The sequence below is a fragment of the Streptomyces sp. NPDC002994 genome, assembly GCF_040611155.1.
Taxonomy (GTDB): domain Bacteria; phylum Actinomycetota; class Actinomycetes; order Streptomycetales; family Streptomycetaceae; genus Streptomyces.
In genome coordinates, this window is the sequence record NZ_JBEXNQ010000008.1 from 36871 (window position 1) to 52272 (window position 15402).

Here is a 15402-nt window from a genome sequence, read left to right on the forward strand (position 1 = left end):
TCTCCGGCGGTCGCAACGAATGCCGCGCTGCGCCCTAGCGTCACGCAGGTGGTCAAGCTCTCTGTCGTCGTGCCGTTCTTCAACGTGCAGACATACGCCCCAGACACCCTTCGAAGCCTCCGCGCGAACGCCCGCGAGGACTTCGAATTCATCCTCGTCGACGACTGTTCGACCGACGGAACGCCGGAGATCCTCCAGCGCGCCGAGCGTGACCTCCCGGGGGCGGTCCTGGTCAGACACGAGACCAACGGCGGCCTGGCCACCGCCCGCAACACCGGCCTCGACGCCGCGCGCGGCGAGTACCTGACCTTCCTGGACGGCGACGACTGGCTGGCCCCCGGCCACTACGCGCGCCTCCTGGCCACCATGGAGGAGCTGGGCTGCGACTTCGTCCGTACGGACCATGTGCAGTGCACCGGACGTACGCGTACGGTCCACCGCGTCCCGCACGGCAAGCGCGGCGTCGTCATGTCACCGCGCGAGGCGATCCTGCCCGCCACCCGCTCCACCTCCGTCGACTACGCGTTCGCCTGGGCCGGCATGTACCACCGCAGGCTCGCCGACCGGGGGCTGCTGCACTTCACCGACGGCCTGCGCACGGCGGAGGACCGGCCGTGGATCTGGCGGCTGCACCGGGAGGCCGAGAGCTTCGCGGCGCTCGGCACGCTGGGGGTCTTCTACCGGCGGGGCGTCGCTTCCTCGCTGACGCAGATCGGCGACGTACGCCAGCTTGATTTCATCCGGGCCTTCGATCAGGTCATCGAGGAAACGGCGAAGGACCCCGACGCGGACCGCCTTCTGCCGAAAGCGGTGCGTACGTACTGCGCCATCATTTCCCACCACTTGGGAAGTATCGAAAGGTTCGAACCGGCCGTGGCACGGAAATTGCGGACGATGAGTACGGCGGCCCTCAAGCGGATGCCGCAGGATTTCCTCAAGGACGCGCTGGATTCGATGGACATGGAGCGTTCGGGGCGGCTGCGCCGGCTGCGCCGCCGGCCCGTGGCCCCCGGCACGACCGCCGCGCCGGAGGTCGCTGCCTGATGGCCACCACGCAGATCTTCTTCGCCTCCACGCTGTACGGCGCCGCGACGCTCGCCGCCGCGATCGACAGCGACTGCTTCTCGCCGGCCGGCCGGCGGCTGCTCCTCGTCAGCAACAACACCACGACACCCGAGACGACGCCCGCCCTCGACGAGATGCCGGGCTTCGAGCGGCTGCGCGGCCGCTTCGACCGCGTGCTGTCCTGGAACGAGACCATCGCCCCCTTCCACCCCGGCGCCTGGTCGCCGCGCGCGGACGACATCCCGCTGTGGGAACGGCACCTGCGGCTGCTGTGGGGGCTCGGCGACGACCCGGTGGAGCTGTTTGTCGAGTCCATCCAGGTCAACCCGGCGCTGGCGCTCGCCCAGCTGTTCACGGACGCGCCGATCGAGGTGTACGCCGACGGGCTGATGAGCTACGGCCCGACCCGCAACAAGATCGACCCGCTGGTCGGCACGCGTGTACGCCGCCTCCTCCACCTGGACCTGGTGCCGGGCCTCAGGCCGCTGCTGCTGGGGGAATTCGGCGTACCGCCGGAGCTCGTACCGACGGAGGCGTTCCTGAAGGTCCTCACGGAACTGTCCGACGGGGAGGAGGCGTTGGCGGTACCCGCCGACTCGGCTCTTCTCCTCGGCCAGTACCTGTCCGCGCTGTCGATCCTCACCGCCGAGGAGGAGGAGAACCTCCACGTCACGATGTTGCGCGGGGCGGTCGAGCGGGGCCACCGGCAGATCGTCTTCAAGCCGCACCCCACGGCGCCGGCCCGCTGGTCACGCGTGCTGGAGCGGGAGGCGCAGACGCTGGGGGTCGAACTGACCGTCCTGGACAGCCCGGTGCTGGCCGAGGTGCTGTACCAGCGGTTCCGGCCGGCGCTGGTGGTCGGGTGCTTCTCGACGGCGCTGCTGACGGCGAGCACGTTCTACGAGATCCCGGTGGCCCGCACGGGCACGGACGTACTGCTGGAACGCCTCTCGCCGTACCAGAACAGCAACCGCGTGCCCGTCACGATCGTCGACGCGCTGGTTCCCGACCTGGCGGAAGGCACCCCGCAGCCCGCTCCGGCCGACCTGGCGTACCTGGCGGGCCTCCTCCAGGCGGTCGGCTTCGCGATGCAGCCGCAGATCCGGCCCGACCTGCGGCCGGCGGCCGAGCGCTTCCTCTCCCGGCACCTGGACGGCCACACCTGGCGCTACTTCAAGCGCCGCCGCCTGACGACGCTCGCGCTGCCGGGCGCGATCCCGAAGCAGTTCGCGTTCATCCCGCGCAGTGCGGGGCTGCGGCGGGTGGTGCGCAGGGCGCGGTCCTTGAAACGGGCGGCGCTCAAGCGGGCCGCACTGGGTTGACATCCTCCCCCTCGTGAACGAGGGGGATTCCTCACTTCGCAGTGAGGGTTTCCTGCTTCGCAGCAAGTTGCCCCGTCCGGGAGGACTCCCGTTGAGGTCTTACACCCGCTCCACAGGCTGTCACCGCCAGCCCGGCGGCCAGAATGTTGCATGCCGCGTTCACGTCGCGGTCATGCGTCGTGCCGCAATCGCACGTCCATTCACGGACGTTCAGCGGCAGGTTCTCTCGGATGGTGCCGCATGCGGAGCAGAGCTTGGTGGAGGGGAACCAGCGGTCGATGGTGACCAGGTTCCTTCCGTACCAGGTGCACTTGTATTCCAGCATGGAGCGCATGTCGGTCCAGGCCGCGTCCGAAATGGCGCGGGCCAGACATTTGTTCTTGACCATGTTGCGGACGGTCAGGTCCTCGATCACGATCGTTTGGTTCTCACGAACGAGCCGAGTGGTCAGCTGGTGCAGGAAGTCCCGGCGCCGGTCGGCGATCCGGGCGTGGATCTTGGCGGCCTTGATGCGGGCCTTGTCCCGGTTGCGGGAGCCCTTCTCCTTCTTCGCCACGGCCCGCTGGGCCTTGGCCAGGCGTGCACGGTCCCGGCGTTCATGCCGCGGGTTGGTCACCTTCTCCCCGGTGGACAGCGTCACCAGACTGGTGATTCCGGCGTCGATCCCGACCGCCGTGTCCAGGGTGGGCAGGGGCTTGACGGACGCGTCCTCGCAGAGCATGGACACGAACCAGCGGCCCGCACTGTCCTGGGACACGGTCACCGTGGACGGCTCCGCTCCCTCGGGCAGAGGGCGGGACCACACGATCGCGAGAGGGTTCTTCATCTTGGCGAGCGTGAGCGCACCGTCGCTGTACTTGAACGCCGACTTGGTGTACTCCGCACTGCGGCGGGTTTTCTTCTTCGACTTGAACCGGGGGTACTTCGCCCGGCCCTCGAAGAAGTTCGAGAACGCGCCTTGCAGATGCCGCAGCGTCTGCTGCAACGGCACCGACGACACCTCGCAGAGAAAGGCCAGCTCTTCGTTCTTCTTCCACTGCGTCAGCATCGCCGAGGTGGCGTTGTAGTTCACCCGCTCCTGACGCTGGAACCACGCCACCGTGCGGGCTTCCAGCGCCAGGTTGTAGACCTTGCGGACACACCCGAACGTACGCGACAGCTCCGCCGCCTGCTCGTTCGTGGGGTGAAAGCGGAACTTGAACGCCCGCTTCACCAACTCGGTCTTCACATCTCACTAACCACCAGACCCGTTAATAAGACACGGACAGCCAGAACGGATACGCACCCAAGCTCCGCCGCTTCGCGGCTCCCGGCCAAGGATGCGCTTCCTCCCCGAGACGAAGCACGGGGTATCCACGCAAGGATTTTGGGATGAGCACTGCCGAGGCCGTGCTGGCCGGGCCACCGCGCATGCCGGACGGTGCGCGCGACACCAAGCCGACGACGCACGACACCAAGCCGGGGCACCATGCCAAGCCGACGCGCCCCGCGCGGCTGGGCGCGCTGGACGGACTGCGGCTGGCCGCCGCCCTGATGGTCGCCGCGTACCACTACGGCGGCCGGGACGGTGACATCACCACGGCCTGGGGCTCCTCGCCCAAGGTCCAGTTCCCCACTGCCCACGAGTGGTTCGCCTACGGCTCCCTCGGGGTGCAGATCTTCTTCGTCATCAGCGGCTTCGTGATCTGCATGAGCGGCTGGGGCCGGCCGCTGCGCTCCTTCTTCGCCTCCCGCGTCTCGCGGCTCTTCCCCGCCTACTGGGCGGCCATACTGCTGGTCACGGCGGTCTTCGCGCTGCCCTGGGTCGCGTACGAGGCGGTCTCGCCCAGCGATGCGCTGGTCAACCTCAGCATGCTGCAGCAGCCGGTCGGCGCGGACAGGGTGCTCGGCGTGTGCTGGACGCTCTGGGCCGAGCTGCGCTTCTACGCGTTGTTCGCTCTGTTCGTCGTGCTCCCCGGCGCCAACAGACACCGCGTCGTGCTCTTCTGCGTGGTGTGGACCCTGGCCGCCGTCCTCGCGGACGCCGCGAACGAGCCGCTGCTCGACGTCGTCCTGATGCCCGAGTACGCGCCCTTCTTCATCGGCGGCGTAGGCCTCTATCTGCTGCATCGCGACCGCCGGGACGCCACCGCCTGGGGCATCGTCGCGCTGAGCTGGCTGCTCGGCCAGCACTACGCGGTGGCGCAGCTGTGGCACACGGACAGCCCGCACTTCTTCTCGTACCGGTCGGCGTCGCTGATCATCGCGGTGGTCACGGCCGGCTTCGTACTCGTCGGCGCGATAGCGCTGGGGTACTTCCGCTGGGCGAACTGGCGCTGGCTGACGGTGGCCGGCGCCTTGACGTATCCGTTCTATCTCGTGCACGAGCACCTGGGCTGGGTCGCGGTCGACGTACTGCACCAGCGCCTGGGCCTGCCCTCGTACGCGACCTTCGGGCTGACGATCGCCGGGATGCTGCTGCTGGCCCGGCTGCTGAACCGTTGCGTCGAGAAGCCGCTCACGCCGCTGCTGCGCAGATCGCTCGCCGCCAGGCGCTAGAGGGGAAAGCAGGAGAAGGGTGGGGCACCCCGTGCACGGGGTGCCGCACCCTCCTGCTGTCCATCAGCGAGCCGGGCGCCCCAGGATCACCCTCAGATCGGCGGCGTTCGCCTCGGTCACCTTCCACAGCTCCTGCTGTCGGCCGTGCACGTCGGCCACGGCTGCCGCATGGTCGTCGAGCAGGCCCAGCGCGCGCTCGGTGAGCACCGCGCCGAGGTTCTTGTCGTGTACGGAGATGCCCCACTCGGGCCGGTCGATGTCGGACAGGAAGTACGCCATCTTCGGGTGCGAGATGAGGCTGATGATCGGCGTACCGCAGCCGAACGGGATCATCCCGGCGTGCCCGCGCATCCCGATGACCAGCTTCGTGCGCGCGTACGTGTCCCGGATCGCGTCGTTGTCGAAGTCGTACATCGGGATGACCGGCAGCGAGACGCCGTGCTCACGCCGCAGGTCGAAGGCGATCTTCTCGTCGTCGAGCGAGTGCGCCACGCACTTCACCTCGGCGTGGGCGCCGAGCGCCCGTACCGCCTTCGCCATCTCGGCGAGGAAGTGGCCGTAGTCGTGGCCGAAGCGCAGCCCTGCCCTGTCGTACGCCGCGTTGACGAGGACCGTGTTCTCGCGGTGGAGGGGGTCGGTCCAGCCGTCGACGAGCTGCCGGGTGACGGTGGTCGGGCAGGGCTGGAAACGTACCTTGTCGTGCAGCTCGGCGGGGAGGAGCGCGCGTACCTTCTCGATCGATCCGTGGTTGCGGAGGCCGAAGAAGGAGGCGCGCTCGACGAGGGTGCGCAGGGCGGTGTTGAAGCGGCCGGCGCGGTAGGACTGGCCGTCAAAGGCGTTGAAGCCGACGGCGTACACCATGACGGGTACGTCGATGCGGTTCAGGAGCGCGTCGGGGACGTTCCACTGCCAGGCGCTGTTGCCGTTGGGCGCGGTGTCGGGGATGAACAGCCCGCCGCCGCCGATGACCAGGCCGCGCCGGGCGTTGACGCGCTCCAGGGCGGCCTCGTCGAAGAGGCGGTGGGCGTGGACGGAGTGCCAGGTGCGCGGCCCGGTGTCGCCGCCCGTGTCGAAGGCGAGCCGCACGCTCTCGGGCAGCAGCTTGTCCCCGGCGTTGCCCTGCTGCTCCATGTAGAAGGCGACGTGCGCCAACTGCTCGCCGGGCACGCCGGCTTCGGCGGTTCGCGGATTCTTGGTACGTCGCTGCATGAGCCGGTTGGCCCGGTGCGTCGGATCGACCCGCAGCCCGTCGAGCGCGTGCTGCTGCGCCGCCTCGTCGTCGCCGTGGATCCAGGCGATCTGCGCCAGCCGGCCGAAGGCGGTGGCGGCCCGGTTCGGGGCGGCGGTGGCCAGCAGCAGCTGCGCCCGGGCTTCGTCGTAACGCGACACGCTCATCAGCGCGTGGCCCAGCACCTCGTGCGGCCAGGCCGAGTCGAGCGGGATGCGTACGCGCCCGAGCAGATCCACCGCTTCCTGGTACTCGCCCGCCGCGATGTGGGCGGCGGCGACCTTGCGGGTGCTTTCGACATCGCCGGTGCGCTCGACGTGCGGGGTGCCGAAGTGGACGAGCAGGTCGTGGTGCATGCCCTTGCCCAGCGCCAGGTAGGCGGCGTGGAACTGCGCGTCGGACAGCTCGAACTCACGCCAGCGGTCCTCGGCCTTCCCGTACCCCGCCTCGCCGCCCTGCCAGGGCTTGTGGCGCCCGGTGAAGTGGAGGATCGCGGTGTCGTCCGGTACGGGCAGGTCGCCGGACAGCCGCCGCTTGACGAAGTTGTAGCGGGCGTCGAGCTGGACGAAGTCCCCGTCGAGCACGGCGTTGAGGATGCCCTGGTCGTGCTTGTCGAGCTCGTAGTCCCCGCTGCGACCGATCTCGTCGATGCGAGCGCAGAATTCATCACTCAGGTACTCGCGCTGAATCACCAGCAGCCCGCTGTTGAGCTTGTGCTGCCCGTAGAAGAACTGCGGTACGGCGGCCAGCCCTTCGCGCAGCTTCAGCAGTTCCCCCAAATCGCCCAGCACCACCATGTCAGTGTCCAGGGTGATCACGGTGTCGTAGTCGCGAATGCGGAAGACGTCGAGGATGAAGTAGGCCTTGCGGACCAGATAGTTGTCCTGGTCGCCCTTGGCGTACGAGTCGTAGCGCGCCGCATCGACGCGGCGCAGCTCGATGCGCGGGTGCAGGGCCCGTATCCGGGCGACGGAGGAAGGCTTCAGATCGTCGTGCAGGACGATGAAGTCCTCGCACAGCGCGGGATTAGACAGGGCGAGGCTGCGCAGCAGCACAAGGAACCCGGGCAGGTAGTTCTCGTCGACGAAGGCGGCGAAGGCGATGCGGCGTTTGCCGGTAAGGGCATGGGTGGTGGATGTCATCGCAGGGAGATCCTCATGTCACTGACGCTCTGGGCGCGTTCCATGACCCACGCCTTTTCGCTGGTGTATTCGTGCACGGAGGTGATGGGCATCCGCATCGCCTCGTGAAGGCGGTAGGCACCGCTCTCGTAGAAGTCGAAGCCGATGAGATCGAGCGTCGGGCTGACGTCGAGGAAATCCAGCAGCCACAGCATGTTGAAACCGCTGGTGGGGATGGAGGACCACACATCCGACCCCACCTTGCCGACATTGCGCAGCGGCCAGCGCAGCGACTCGTCGCCGAGGTACTTCTGGGCTCCGGGTACGAGCCGGTTGCGCAGCGAGTGCTTCCAGTCGCCGGAGACGCCACCGAAGACGAGCCGCGTCGTGACCGGCTGCTCCCAGTTGAAGCCGTGCTTGTGGATGGTGGCGTGGATGTCGGTGCGGCTGCCGGTCGCCGCCGCGTCGAGCTTGTACGAGTTGAAGCGGACGACGAGGTCGTAAGCGTCGATCTCACTCCCCAGCGAGCTGCGTCCCACCCGCTGAGAATTGGCTATGAGGCAGATGGACTTGCCGGCGATCTGATTCCGGAACTCCCCCAGGGTGATCCACTCCACCCCTCCGAAGGTCGGGTCGGCGACGGGCCCTCGCATGCGATTCCTACGCTGCTCGGCGTAGAGCGTGATGACCTCGGGCAGCCCTGCCGCTTGGCCCCCATTGGCCCCGATCCGCAGATCAAGATACTGACCGACAGCCTCCTGGAGATCCTGGACAGGACTCCCGCTCCGCTCCATGGCAAGCAGCGCACCGACGAGCCGCGCCTCGCCCCGCGCCCACTCCCCACGCGCGTGCAGCGCGAGACCTTCGGCCCAGACATCGGTGGCGGGCCCGGTGGAGTGCTCCCTCGCCCCGGGGCACTCGCGCTCCAGCAGCCGCAGCAGCTCGTCCTGCTGCCGCCCGCCGGCCCGCATGCCGGCGATTTTCGGCGCGATGCCGAACCCGTCGTCGTCGGTGAGCGCCAGATAACGCTCGTACGCCTCGACAGCGGCGGCCTCGTCCCCGATGGCGTCCAGCGTCCGGGCGCGCAGCCGCCAGCCGGCCCGCGATTTGGCCCGCCGGGTCAGCACGGTGTCGCTGACGAGCAGGGCCAGCCTCAGCTCGTCGTCGTACCCGCACTCCAGAGCCTTACTGCCCACAGCGAGCAGCGCGTCGAGCAGCTCACTGCCCAACACATCGGCGGGACCACCCGCGCCTTTGGCGGCACGCCGGATCAGCGCGGTGGCACCGGAGGCGGCGGGGACGAGCGCCGGCTCCTGCGCCATGGCCTGCACAGCGAGCAACTGCCGCAACTTCTCGGCAAGTTCGGTACGCCGGCGATCCAGCCCGGCGACAAGCTTGCCGCTGTGCACGGCGCACGCGCGCAGGCACTCGTCGAGCCCGGTCGGCTTGATCCCAACAGATGACTCATGAGGTGACTGGCGGTCCGGCGCGCCGGTGGGGTTCTCCCCGTCGCGCGGTCTCGGCCATCGGTTGCGGGCCTTCGTCATGATGCTCCAAGGTCTTTCCGCCCCGCTGACAGGTGGCGGGTCCGCGTCACCTTAGGAACCCAGCACGACCCCAGGATGAACTCCCCTCGTCGCCCCGGAAAACGCCAGGCCCCTACCAGGGCCGCTCGCCGTGCGTGGGCAGTGGGTGCAAGGTCGGCCAGCGGTGCAGGAGGCGGGTGGCCAGGGTGTCGCTCAGGCGGCCGAGCAGGTGCAGGTGGTCGTGGGTGCGGGTCAGGGCGGCGACCGTGTTCAGGCGGTGGAGCAGGCGTTCGCGGGCGGAGACGTAGCCCCAGGCGAAGTCCTCGGCGGGGATGCGGGCCAGGTGGTCGGTGGACTCGCGTTCGGCGCGCTGGACGAGGGCGTCGCCGCGGATCAGCCAGCCCGCGCAGGCGTCGGCGAGGTCGCCGGGGACGTCCGTGCCGGTGAGACCGCGCCAGGTGGACCGGTAGATGTCCTCGACCTCCGTGAGCGGGGTGCCGGTCACCGACATGGCGCACCAGCAGGTCGGGAAGCCGATGCGGAAGTACGCCAGTTCGACGAGGCCGTTGCCCAGTGATGCCTGCTCGAAGTCGATGAAGCGCAGGCCGTCGGCGGTGCGCAGGTCGTTGCCGGGGCAGGGGTCTCCGTGGAGGAGGGCGTGGTGCGGGGTCGGGTCCAGGCGGTCGATCAGGTCCGCGAGTTCGTTCGGGAGTCCTGGCGGGACGGTTACGTCGAGTGCCTTCGCCAGGGCGAGGAAGGACTCGGCGTCGGCGGCGGTCGGCCCCGACCAGGCGGGGAGCGTGCCGGTGTCGGCCGGACCGGTCAGCGCGTGCAGGCGGGCCAGCGACTCGGCGTACGCCGGCATCCAGTCGTCGACGGCCCCGAGGTCGTCGAGGTACTCCAGGACCATCACCCGGGCCGCCGGGTCCGTGGCGAGCAGCGCGGGGGCGACGGCCGGTCGGCCGGCTCGGGCGGCTCCGGCGGCTCCGGCGGCTCCGGCGGCTCCGGCGGCTCCGGCGGCTCCGGCGGCTCGGGCGGCGAGGCGCAGTGCGGCGACCTCACGGGCGTACCGCGCGTCCCCGTCGGCCTTGGCCCCGGCCCCTCCCCCGTCGGCTGCTTGCTTGACGATTACCCGGTCGCCCCCGCGCAGCTCCACCCGCCACACCCGGGAACGCGGGCTGCTCTCCAGCAGCGTGGCCCGGGACGGTGCGCCCACGACCGAACGTAACGCGTCACTCATCGGCACCTGGATCGACATGACGCCCAGCGTAGGGGTTCAGGTCTCAACACCGTTGACGTCAAGTGCACTTGAGGTCCTACGGTCGGTCTCATCAGCGGAAACACCGCACTGCAACGAGGTGAGGACAGAGCCATGGAGTACTCGCACGACGACGCAGGACTCGCGCGCCAGCCGATCGGTTACTGGAGCTGGGCCGCCCACAGGTCGGTCGTCACCCACATCCGCACCGCCCTCGCGGAGCTCGGCCTCAGCCAGCCCCAGTGGTGGATCCTGAGCCAGCTCGTCGACCACCCGGAAGGCAGGCCCCGGACGGACGTGGAGGCCGTTCTTGAGGGCTACCTGGACGTGGGCGCCACCCTGGAAGGCGAAATCGACGCCCTCACCGCCAGGAACCTCATCGTCCAGGACGACGACGACAAGCGTCTTCGGATCACCGACGAGGGCCGGGCGCTCCAGAAGACCACCGCCACACACCAGCAGACCCTGCGCGCGGAGATCCACGCCGACATCACGGACGAGGAGTACGTGCGTACGCTCAAGGTCCTCCAGCGCATGATCCACAACACCGGCGGCCAGGCCTGGCACGAGTGAGGCGCCGGTTCGCCGGCCTCTCCGCTCGCGACGCCCGCTCTCGCGGAGTAAGCAGGATTCGGCGCGGCGCGCGGGACGGTGCACCGTGGCGATCTCAGCGGTGCCCTCGCGAACCACACCCACGACATCGTGATGTTCGATGTGCCGCCGCCCCACGACGGCGTGCGCGGTATCGACGCGTACCGCGAGACGTGGCCGCCGTTCTTCGAGTGGCAGGCGCAAGGCGCGGCGTTCGAGATCGTGTCCCTGGACGTCACCGTCGGCGGGGACGTCGCCTATGCACACGCCCTGCTGCGCTGCGGAACCCAGAAGGAGCTCGCCGAGCATCCGGAAGGCCGCCTGCGGCTTACGGTCGGGCTGCGCAAGGAGCAGGGGCGATGGGTCGTCGCACACGAGCACCACTCGTTCGCCGATACCTCGGCCGGGGACGGTGGGGCAACCGCAGCCGCCTCAGACGCTGCTGAATGACAGCTTCGCCGCGAAGCCCAGGAACAGGGCCCCCGCCGCCGACGTCGCGCCCGCCGACAGCCGCTTGCGGCGGCGGAAGGTGGCGGCCAGGTGGGTGCCGCCGAAGATCAGGGCCGAGAGGTAGAGCACGCTCGCGACCTGGGCGAGGGTGCCCAGCAGGACGAAGGAGAGGGCGGGGTGGGCGTACGCCGGGTCGACGAACTGAACGAAGAAGGAGATGAAGAAGAGGATCGCCTTCGGGTTGAGCAGGCTGATCACGAGCGCCCGGCGGAACGGGCGCTCGCCGGCCGGAGCCGCGTCGGCATCCGCGGTCCCGGCGTCCGTGCGCTCGTTGCGGCTGCGCCACATCGACCAGGCCGCGCGCATCATCCCGATCGCCAGATACGTCAGGTAGCCGGCGCCCGCGTACTTCACGATGCCGAAGAGCAGCGCGTTCCCCTGAAGCAGCGAGGCCACACCGGCCGCTGACAGCACCATCAGGACCGCGTCGCCGCACCACACGCCCGCGGCCGCCGTATAGCCGGTGCGTATGCCGCGCCGCGCCGCGACGGACAGGACGTAGAGGGAATTCGGACCCGGCAGAAGAATGATCAGGACGAGCCCGACGAGGTAGGTCGGCAGATCGGTGACACCCAGCATGGGCCGAGTGTCGCACAGGGGTACGACACTCGGCCGAAGCATTTCGGAGTGCGGTCAGTCGCCGTCGAGGAGGGTGTCCACGGGCAGTTCGAGGGTGACGCCGACGGAGGCGGGGACGGGCACCGAGGCCCCCCGCTCGTACCGCTGCGGCGGCGGATACTTGCCGTCCGCCGGATCGCTGTAGAGCAGCACTTCACCGTGCTTGCGGTCGACCACGATGTAGACCGGGACCCCGGCCTCGGCGTAGCTCTCGACCTTGGTCCCGAGGTCGTCGGCCCAGTTCGAGGAGGTCACCTCCACCACCAGGCGGAAGACGTTCGGGGCGTAGCAGTTCTTCTGCACATGAGCGTCCCGGAAGTCCTCGTCGACCACGGAGAAGTCGGGGATCGCGTAGTCGTCGGGCAGGCCGGGCAGCCACAGGCCGATGCCCTGGACGTACCTGAGCCCAGCCTGCCTCGCCCCGGCACGGTCGAACGCCACGACCAGCCAGGTCAACGACAGTGCATGCGAGCCGTCCGGCGGTGGTGTCACGATGAGCCTCCCCTGGAGAATCTCCACGCGGTGCCCAGGCAGTGCACGGGAGAGCAGGTCGGCGGCTTCGCCCAACGTCAGCTCGTGTTGCATGACAGCCACGGCATCCTCCTTGTCGGGATCACTCTTCACGAGCGTATCCGCCACCACCGACAGTCCGCTCGGGATCACTCATTCGGGGTACGCGCTCAGAACGCGTTCTCAGAACGCGTTCGTCGGCACGTACGTCCCCCACACCTCCCGCAGCGCGTTGCAGACCTCCCCCACCGTCGCCCGCGCCCGCAGCGCGTCCTTCATCGGGTACAGGACGTTGTCGGTGCCCTCCGCCGCCTTCTTCAGCTCCACCAGCGCCGCGTCCACCGCCGCCTGGTCGCGCTCGGCCCGCAGCTTGGACAGCCGCTCCGCCTGCTGGGCCTCGATCGCGGGGTCGACGCGCAGCGGCTCGTACGGCTCCTCCGTCTCCAGCTGGAAACGGTTCACGCCGACCACGACGCGCTCGCCGCTGTCCGTCTCCAGCGCGATGCGGTAGGCGCTGCGCTCGATCTCGTTCTTCTGGAAGCCGCGCTCGATCGCGTTGACCGCGCCGCCCATGTCCTCGACCTTCTCCATCAGCTCGATGGCGGCGGCCTCGACCTCGTCGGTCATCTTCTCGACGACGTACGAGCCCGCGAACGGGTCGACGGTGGCCGTCACGTCCGTCTCGTACGCGAGGACCTGCTGCGTGCGCAGCGCGAGCCGGGCGCTCTTGTCGGTCGGGAGCGCGATCGCCTCGTCGAAGGAGTTGGTGTGCAGGGACTGCGTGCCGCCGAGGACGGCCGCCAGGCCCTGGACGGCGACGCGCACCAGGTTGACCTCCGGCTGCTGCGCCGTGAGCTGCACGCCCGCCGTCTGCGTGTGGAAGCGCAGCATCAGGGACTTCGGGTTCTTCGCGCCGAACTCGTCGCGCATGACCTTCGCCCAGATCCGGCGCGCGGCACGGAACTTGGCGACCTCTTCGAGGATCGTCGTACGCGAGACGAAGAAGAAGGACAGGCGCGGCGCGAAGTCGTCGACGTCCATGCCAGCGGCAACGGCGGTGCGGACGTACTCGATGCCGTCCGCGAGCGTGAACGCGATCTCCTGCGCGGGCGAGGCACCGGCCTCGGCCATGTGGTAGCCGGAGATCGAGATCGTATTCCACTTCGGGATCTCGGTCTTGCAGTACTTGAAGATGTCCGCGATCAGGCGCAGCGACGGCTTGGGCGGGAAGATGTACGTCCCGCGCGCGATGTACTCCTTCAGCACGTCGTTCTGGATGGTGCCGGTGAGCTTGTCGGCCGGTACGCCCTGCTCCTCGCCCACCAGCTGGTACATGAGGAGGAGGAGAGCAGCGGGCGCGTTGATCGTCATCGACGTCGAGACCTTGTCCAGCGGGATGCCGCCGAACAGGACGCGCATGTCGTCGATCGAGTCGATCGCGACGCCGACCTTGCCGACCTCGCCGCTCGCGATCGCCGCGTCGCTGTCGTGGCCCATCTGGGTCGGCAGGTCGAAGGCGACCGACAGGCCCATCGTGCCGTTGGCGATCAGCTGCTTGTAGCGGGCGTTGGACTCGGTCGCGGTACCGAAACCGGCGTACTGGCGCATCGTCCATGGCCGGCCCGTGTACATCGACGGGTACACGCCGCGCGTGAAGGGGTACTTGCCGGGCTCGCCCAGCTTCTCCCGGGCGTCCCAGCCCTCCAGGGCGTCCGGCCCGTACACCGGCTCAATAGGCAGTCCCGACTCCGACTCGCGCGCCATCTGCTGTGCCTCCCGCTGAACGTACTGGCTGGTAATGAACCGACCCTCGCGACGGACTGTAGCGGCGAGCGTGCGGCGGGTGGAGAGCCGCAGGCTGGGACCTTGCTCACAACGTCGCTGTTCGTCGCCGTTCGTCGCTGTTCCCATGATGCGGGGGCTTTCGCAACCGGGCAGAGCGGGAAACAGTCCATAGGGACATACGAGATGCCCGGGGGGCGGGGATGGACGAGAACCAGCGGAACAACAGGGCCGTGCGCAGAGCGGTGGCATTGACGGCGGTTGCGGTGGTGGCCGTGACAGCGGGGTGTACGGCGCGGGCGAGCGGGGCGGGAGCGGGAGCGGCGGCGAGCGTGACGAAGTCGGCGGCTCCCGCTCCCGCGCATGAGGCCGCGATCGCGTCGCCCTCGGCAGGGGCACCCGGCAAATCCGGGAACTCGGGGAACTCCGGGAAGGCGTCGCCGGGCACAGCCGCCCCCACCGAAACCCAGTCGCAAACGCCCGAGCCCAAGGCCACGCCCACGCCCGCGCCCACGCCCACGCCCAAGGCACCGGCGCCGAAGGTCCTCATGGCGAGCGGAGCCGAAGGCTCCCAAGTACGCGAACTCCAGGCCCGGCTCCGCCAGATCGGCCACTTCAACCGCACCCCCACCGGCCACTACGCCTCGGTCACCGCCGCCGCGGTCTCCTCGTTCCAGAACAAGCGCGGCCTGCCCCGCACGGGCGCCACCGACACCGTCACCTGGGACAAGCTCCTCGGGATGACCAGGAAGCCGACGCGCGCCGAGCTGCACCCGACGACCGCCAACCCGGTCACCAAGCCCGACCCGCGCTGCATGCGGGGCCGGGTTCTGTGCATCAGCAAGACCAGCCGCACGCTGTCCTGGATGGTCGAGGGGCGGGTCGTCTCGGCGATGGATGTGCGCTTCGGATCGCAGTACACGCCCACCCGCGAGGGGACGTTCAACGTGTACTGGAAGTCCCGGCACCACGTCTCGACGCTGTACGACAGCCCCATGCCGTACGCCCTGTTCTTCAGCGGCGGGCAGGCTGTCCACTACTCGTCGGACTTCGCGGCCCGCGGCTACAGCGGTGCGTCGCACGGCTGCGTCAACGTCCGGGACGAGGGGAAGATCGCGAGTCTGTTCTCGCAGGTGCGCAACGGCGACAAGGTCGTCATCTACTGGTAGCGGATGAGGGAGAAGAAGAAGTGGCGCGGGCGGGACCGGGGGAACGTGTCCCGCCCGCGCCTGTTGCGCGGAGCCGAAGGTACGGGGGGAACCCCGGCTCGTCGCGCTGCCGATGACCAGTCGGCTCACTCTCTACTGCGTCACCCGGCCGAAAAACGTCACAC

General features: G+C 69.2%; 13 protein-coding genes. 6 read left to right on the plus strand and 7 right to left on the minus strand.

The features are described 5' to 3' along the window. The first annotated feature begins 48 nt into the window (after window positions 1-48). Together ABZX79_RS12425 and ABZX79_RS12430 are read left to right on the plus strand one after the other, a co-directional pair. Window positions 49-1044: a glycosyltransferase family 2 protein gene (locus ABZX79_RS12425; RefSeq protein WP_355255032.1), complete on the plus strand. Its 996-nt coding sequence runs from the start codon at window positions 49-51 to the stop codon at window positions 1042-1044. Continuing rightward, window positions 1044-2387: an alpha-2,8-polysialyltransferase family protein gene (locus ABZX79_RS12430; protein WP_355255035.1), complete on the plus strand. Its 1344-nt coding sequence runs from the start codon at window positions 1044-1046 to the stop codon at window positions 2385-2387. Before ABZX79_RS12425 ends, ABZX79_RS12430 begins: the two co-directional genes overlap by 1 nt. Window positions 2388-2418: 31 nt before the next feature. Here ABZX79_RS12430 and ABZX79_RS12435 read toward each other — a convergent pair whose 3' ends face one another. After that, entirely contained in the window at window positions 2419-3615 is a 1197-nt protein-coding gene (locus ABZX79_RS12435; RefSeq protein ID WP_355255038.1) for an RNA-guided endonuclease TnpB family protein, read from the minus strand. 143 nt (window positions 3616-3758) lie between these two features. On the opposite strand from ABZX79_RS12435, the gene ABZX79_RS12440 reads away from it, so the two are divergent. Beyond that, window positions 3759-4925, plus strand: coding sequence for an acyltransferase (locus tag ABZX79_RS12440; protein WP_355255041.1), 1167 nt, complete (start codon window positions 3759-3761; stop codon window positions 4923-4925). Between the two features lie 63 nt (window positions 4926-4988). On the opposite strand, the gene ABZX79_RS12445 is transcribed toward ABZX79_RS12440, so the two are convergent. From ABZX79_RS12445 to ABZX79_RS12455, 3 genes are all read right to left on the minus strand, one after another. Beyond that, on the minus strand, window positions 4989-7295 hold the full coding sequence (locus ABZX79_RS12445; protein WP_355255044.1) for a glycosyltransferase: 2307 nt from the start codon (window positions 7293-7295) through the stop codon (window positions 4989-4991). Beyond that, on the minus strand, window positions 7292-8821 hold the full coding sequence (locus ABZX79_RS12450; RefSeq protein WP_355255047.1) for a hypothetical protein: 1530 nt from the start codon (window positions 8819-8821) through the stop codon (window positions 7292-7294). The genes ABZX79_RS12445 and ABZX79_RS12450 overlap by 4 nt, the downstream gene beginning before the upstream one ends. 112 nt (window positions 8822-8933) lie before the next feature. Then, window positions 8934-10058 carry a phosphotransferase gene (locus ABZX79_RS12455; RefSeq protein ID WP_355255050.1) on the minus strand — a complete coding sequence of 375 codons (1125 nt, stop codon included), beginning with the start codon at window positions 10056-10058 and terminating at the stop codon, window positions 8934-8936. A gap of 114 nt (window positions 10059-10172) precedes the next feature. Here ABZX79_RS12455 and ABZX79_RS12460 point away from each other — a divergent pair, with 114 nt between their 5' ends. Together ABZX79_RS12460 and ABZX79_RS12465 are read left to right on the plus strand one after the other, a co-directional pair. Continuing rightward, the gene (locus tag ABZX79_RS12460; protein WP_355255053.1) at window positions 10173-10631 is read left to right on the plus strand and encodes a MarR family winged helix-turn-helix transcriptional regulator; all 459 of its coding nucleotides are present in this window, start codon (window positions 10173-10175) and stop codon (window positions 10629-10631) included. Window positions 10632-10709: 78 nt separating this feature from the next. Further along, window positions 10710-11099, plus strand: coding sequence for a nuclear transport factor 2 family protein (locus ABZX79_RS12465; protein WP_355255056.1), 390 nt, complete (start codon window positions 10710-10712; stop codon window positions 11097-11099). Here ABZX79_RS12465 and leuE read toward each other — a convergent pair. From leuE to ABZX79_RS12480, 3 genes are all read right to left on the minus strand, one after another. Next, on the minus strand, window positions 11082-11738 hold the full coding sequence (gene leuE, locus ABZX79_RS12470; RefSeq protein WP_355255059.1) for a leucine efflux protein LeuE: 657 nt from the start codon (window positions 11736-11738) through the stop codon (window positions 11082-11084). The genes ABZX79_RS12465 and leuE overlap by 18 nt on opposite strands. A 54-nt stretch (window positions 11739-11792) precedes the next feature. Beyond that, window positions 11793-12362 (minus strand): Uma2 family endonuclease, encoded by a 570-nt coding sequence (locus ABZX79_RS12475; RefSeq protein ID WP_355255682.1) that lies wholly within the window; start codon window positions 12360-12362, stop codon window positions 11793-11795. Between the two features lie 108 nt (window positions 12363-12470). Further along, complete coding sequence (locus ABZX79_RS12480; protein WP_355255062.1) at window positions 12471-14051, minus strand: methylmalonyl-CoA mutase family protein; 1581 nt, start codon at window positions 14049-14051, stop codon at window positions 12471-12473. A 221-nt stretch (window positions 14052-14272) separates the two neighbouring features. Here ABZX79_RS12480 and ABZX79_RS12485 point away from each other — a divergent pair, with 221 nt between their 5' ends. Next, complete coding sequence (locus ABZX79_RS12485; RefSeq protein ID WP_355255065.1) at window positions 14273-15238, plus strand: L,D-transpeptidase family protein; 966 nt, start codon at window positions 14273-14275, stop codon at window positions 15236-15238. Window positions 15239-15402 lie beyond the last annotated feature (164 nt).

Bases quoted from the DNA above. Each gene is read 5' to 3' on its own strand.
- ABZX79_RS12430 (WP_355255035.1), top strand. From the start codon at position 1,044: ATGGCCACCACGCAGATCTTCTTCGCCTCCACGCTGTACGGCGCCGCG.
- ABZX79_RS12440 (WP_355255041.1), top strand. From the start codon at position 3,759: ATGAGCACTGCCGAGGCCGTGCTGGCCGGGCCACCGCGCATGCCGGAC.
- ABZX79_RS12445 (WP_355255044.1), bottom strand. From the start codon at position 7,295: ATGACATCCACCACCCATGCCCTTACCGGCAAACGCCGCATCGCCTTC.
- ABZX79_RS12450 (WP_355255047.1), bottom strand. From the start codon at position 8,821: ATGACGAAGGCCCGCAACCGATGGCCGAGACCGCGCGACGGGGAGAAC.
- ABZX79_RS12455 (WP_355255050.1), bottom strand. From the start codon at position 10,058: ATGTCGATCCAGGTGCCGATGAGTGACGCGTTACGTTCGGTCGTGGGC.
- ABZX79_RS12460 (WP_355255053.1), top strand. From the start codon at position 10,173: ATGGAGTACTCGCACGACGACGCAGGACTCGCGCGCCAGCCGATCGGT.
- leuE (WP_355255059.1), bottom strand. From the start codon at position 11,738: ATGCTGGGTGTCACCGATCTGCCGACCTACCTCGTCGGGCTCGTCCTG.
- ABZX79_RS12475 (WP_355255682.1), bottom strand. From the start codon at position 12,362: ATGCAACACGAGCTGACGTTGGGCGAAGCCGCCGACCTGCTCTCCCGT.
- ABZX79_RS12480 (WP_355255062.1), bottom strand. From the start codon at position 14,051: ATGGCGCGCGAGTCGGAGTCGGGACTGCCTATTGAGCCGGTGTACGGG.
- ABZX79_RS12485 (WP_355255065.1), top strand. From the start codon at position 14,273: ATGGACGAGAACCAGCGGAACAACAGGGCCGTGCGCAGAGCGGTGGCA.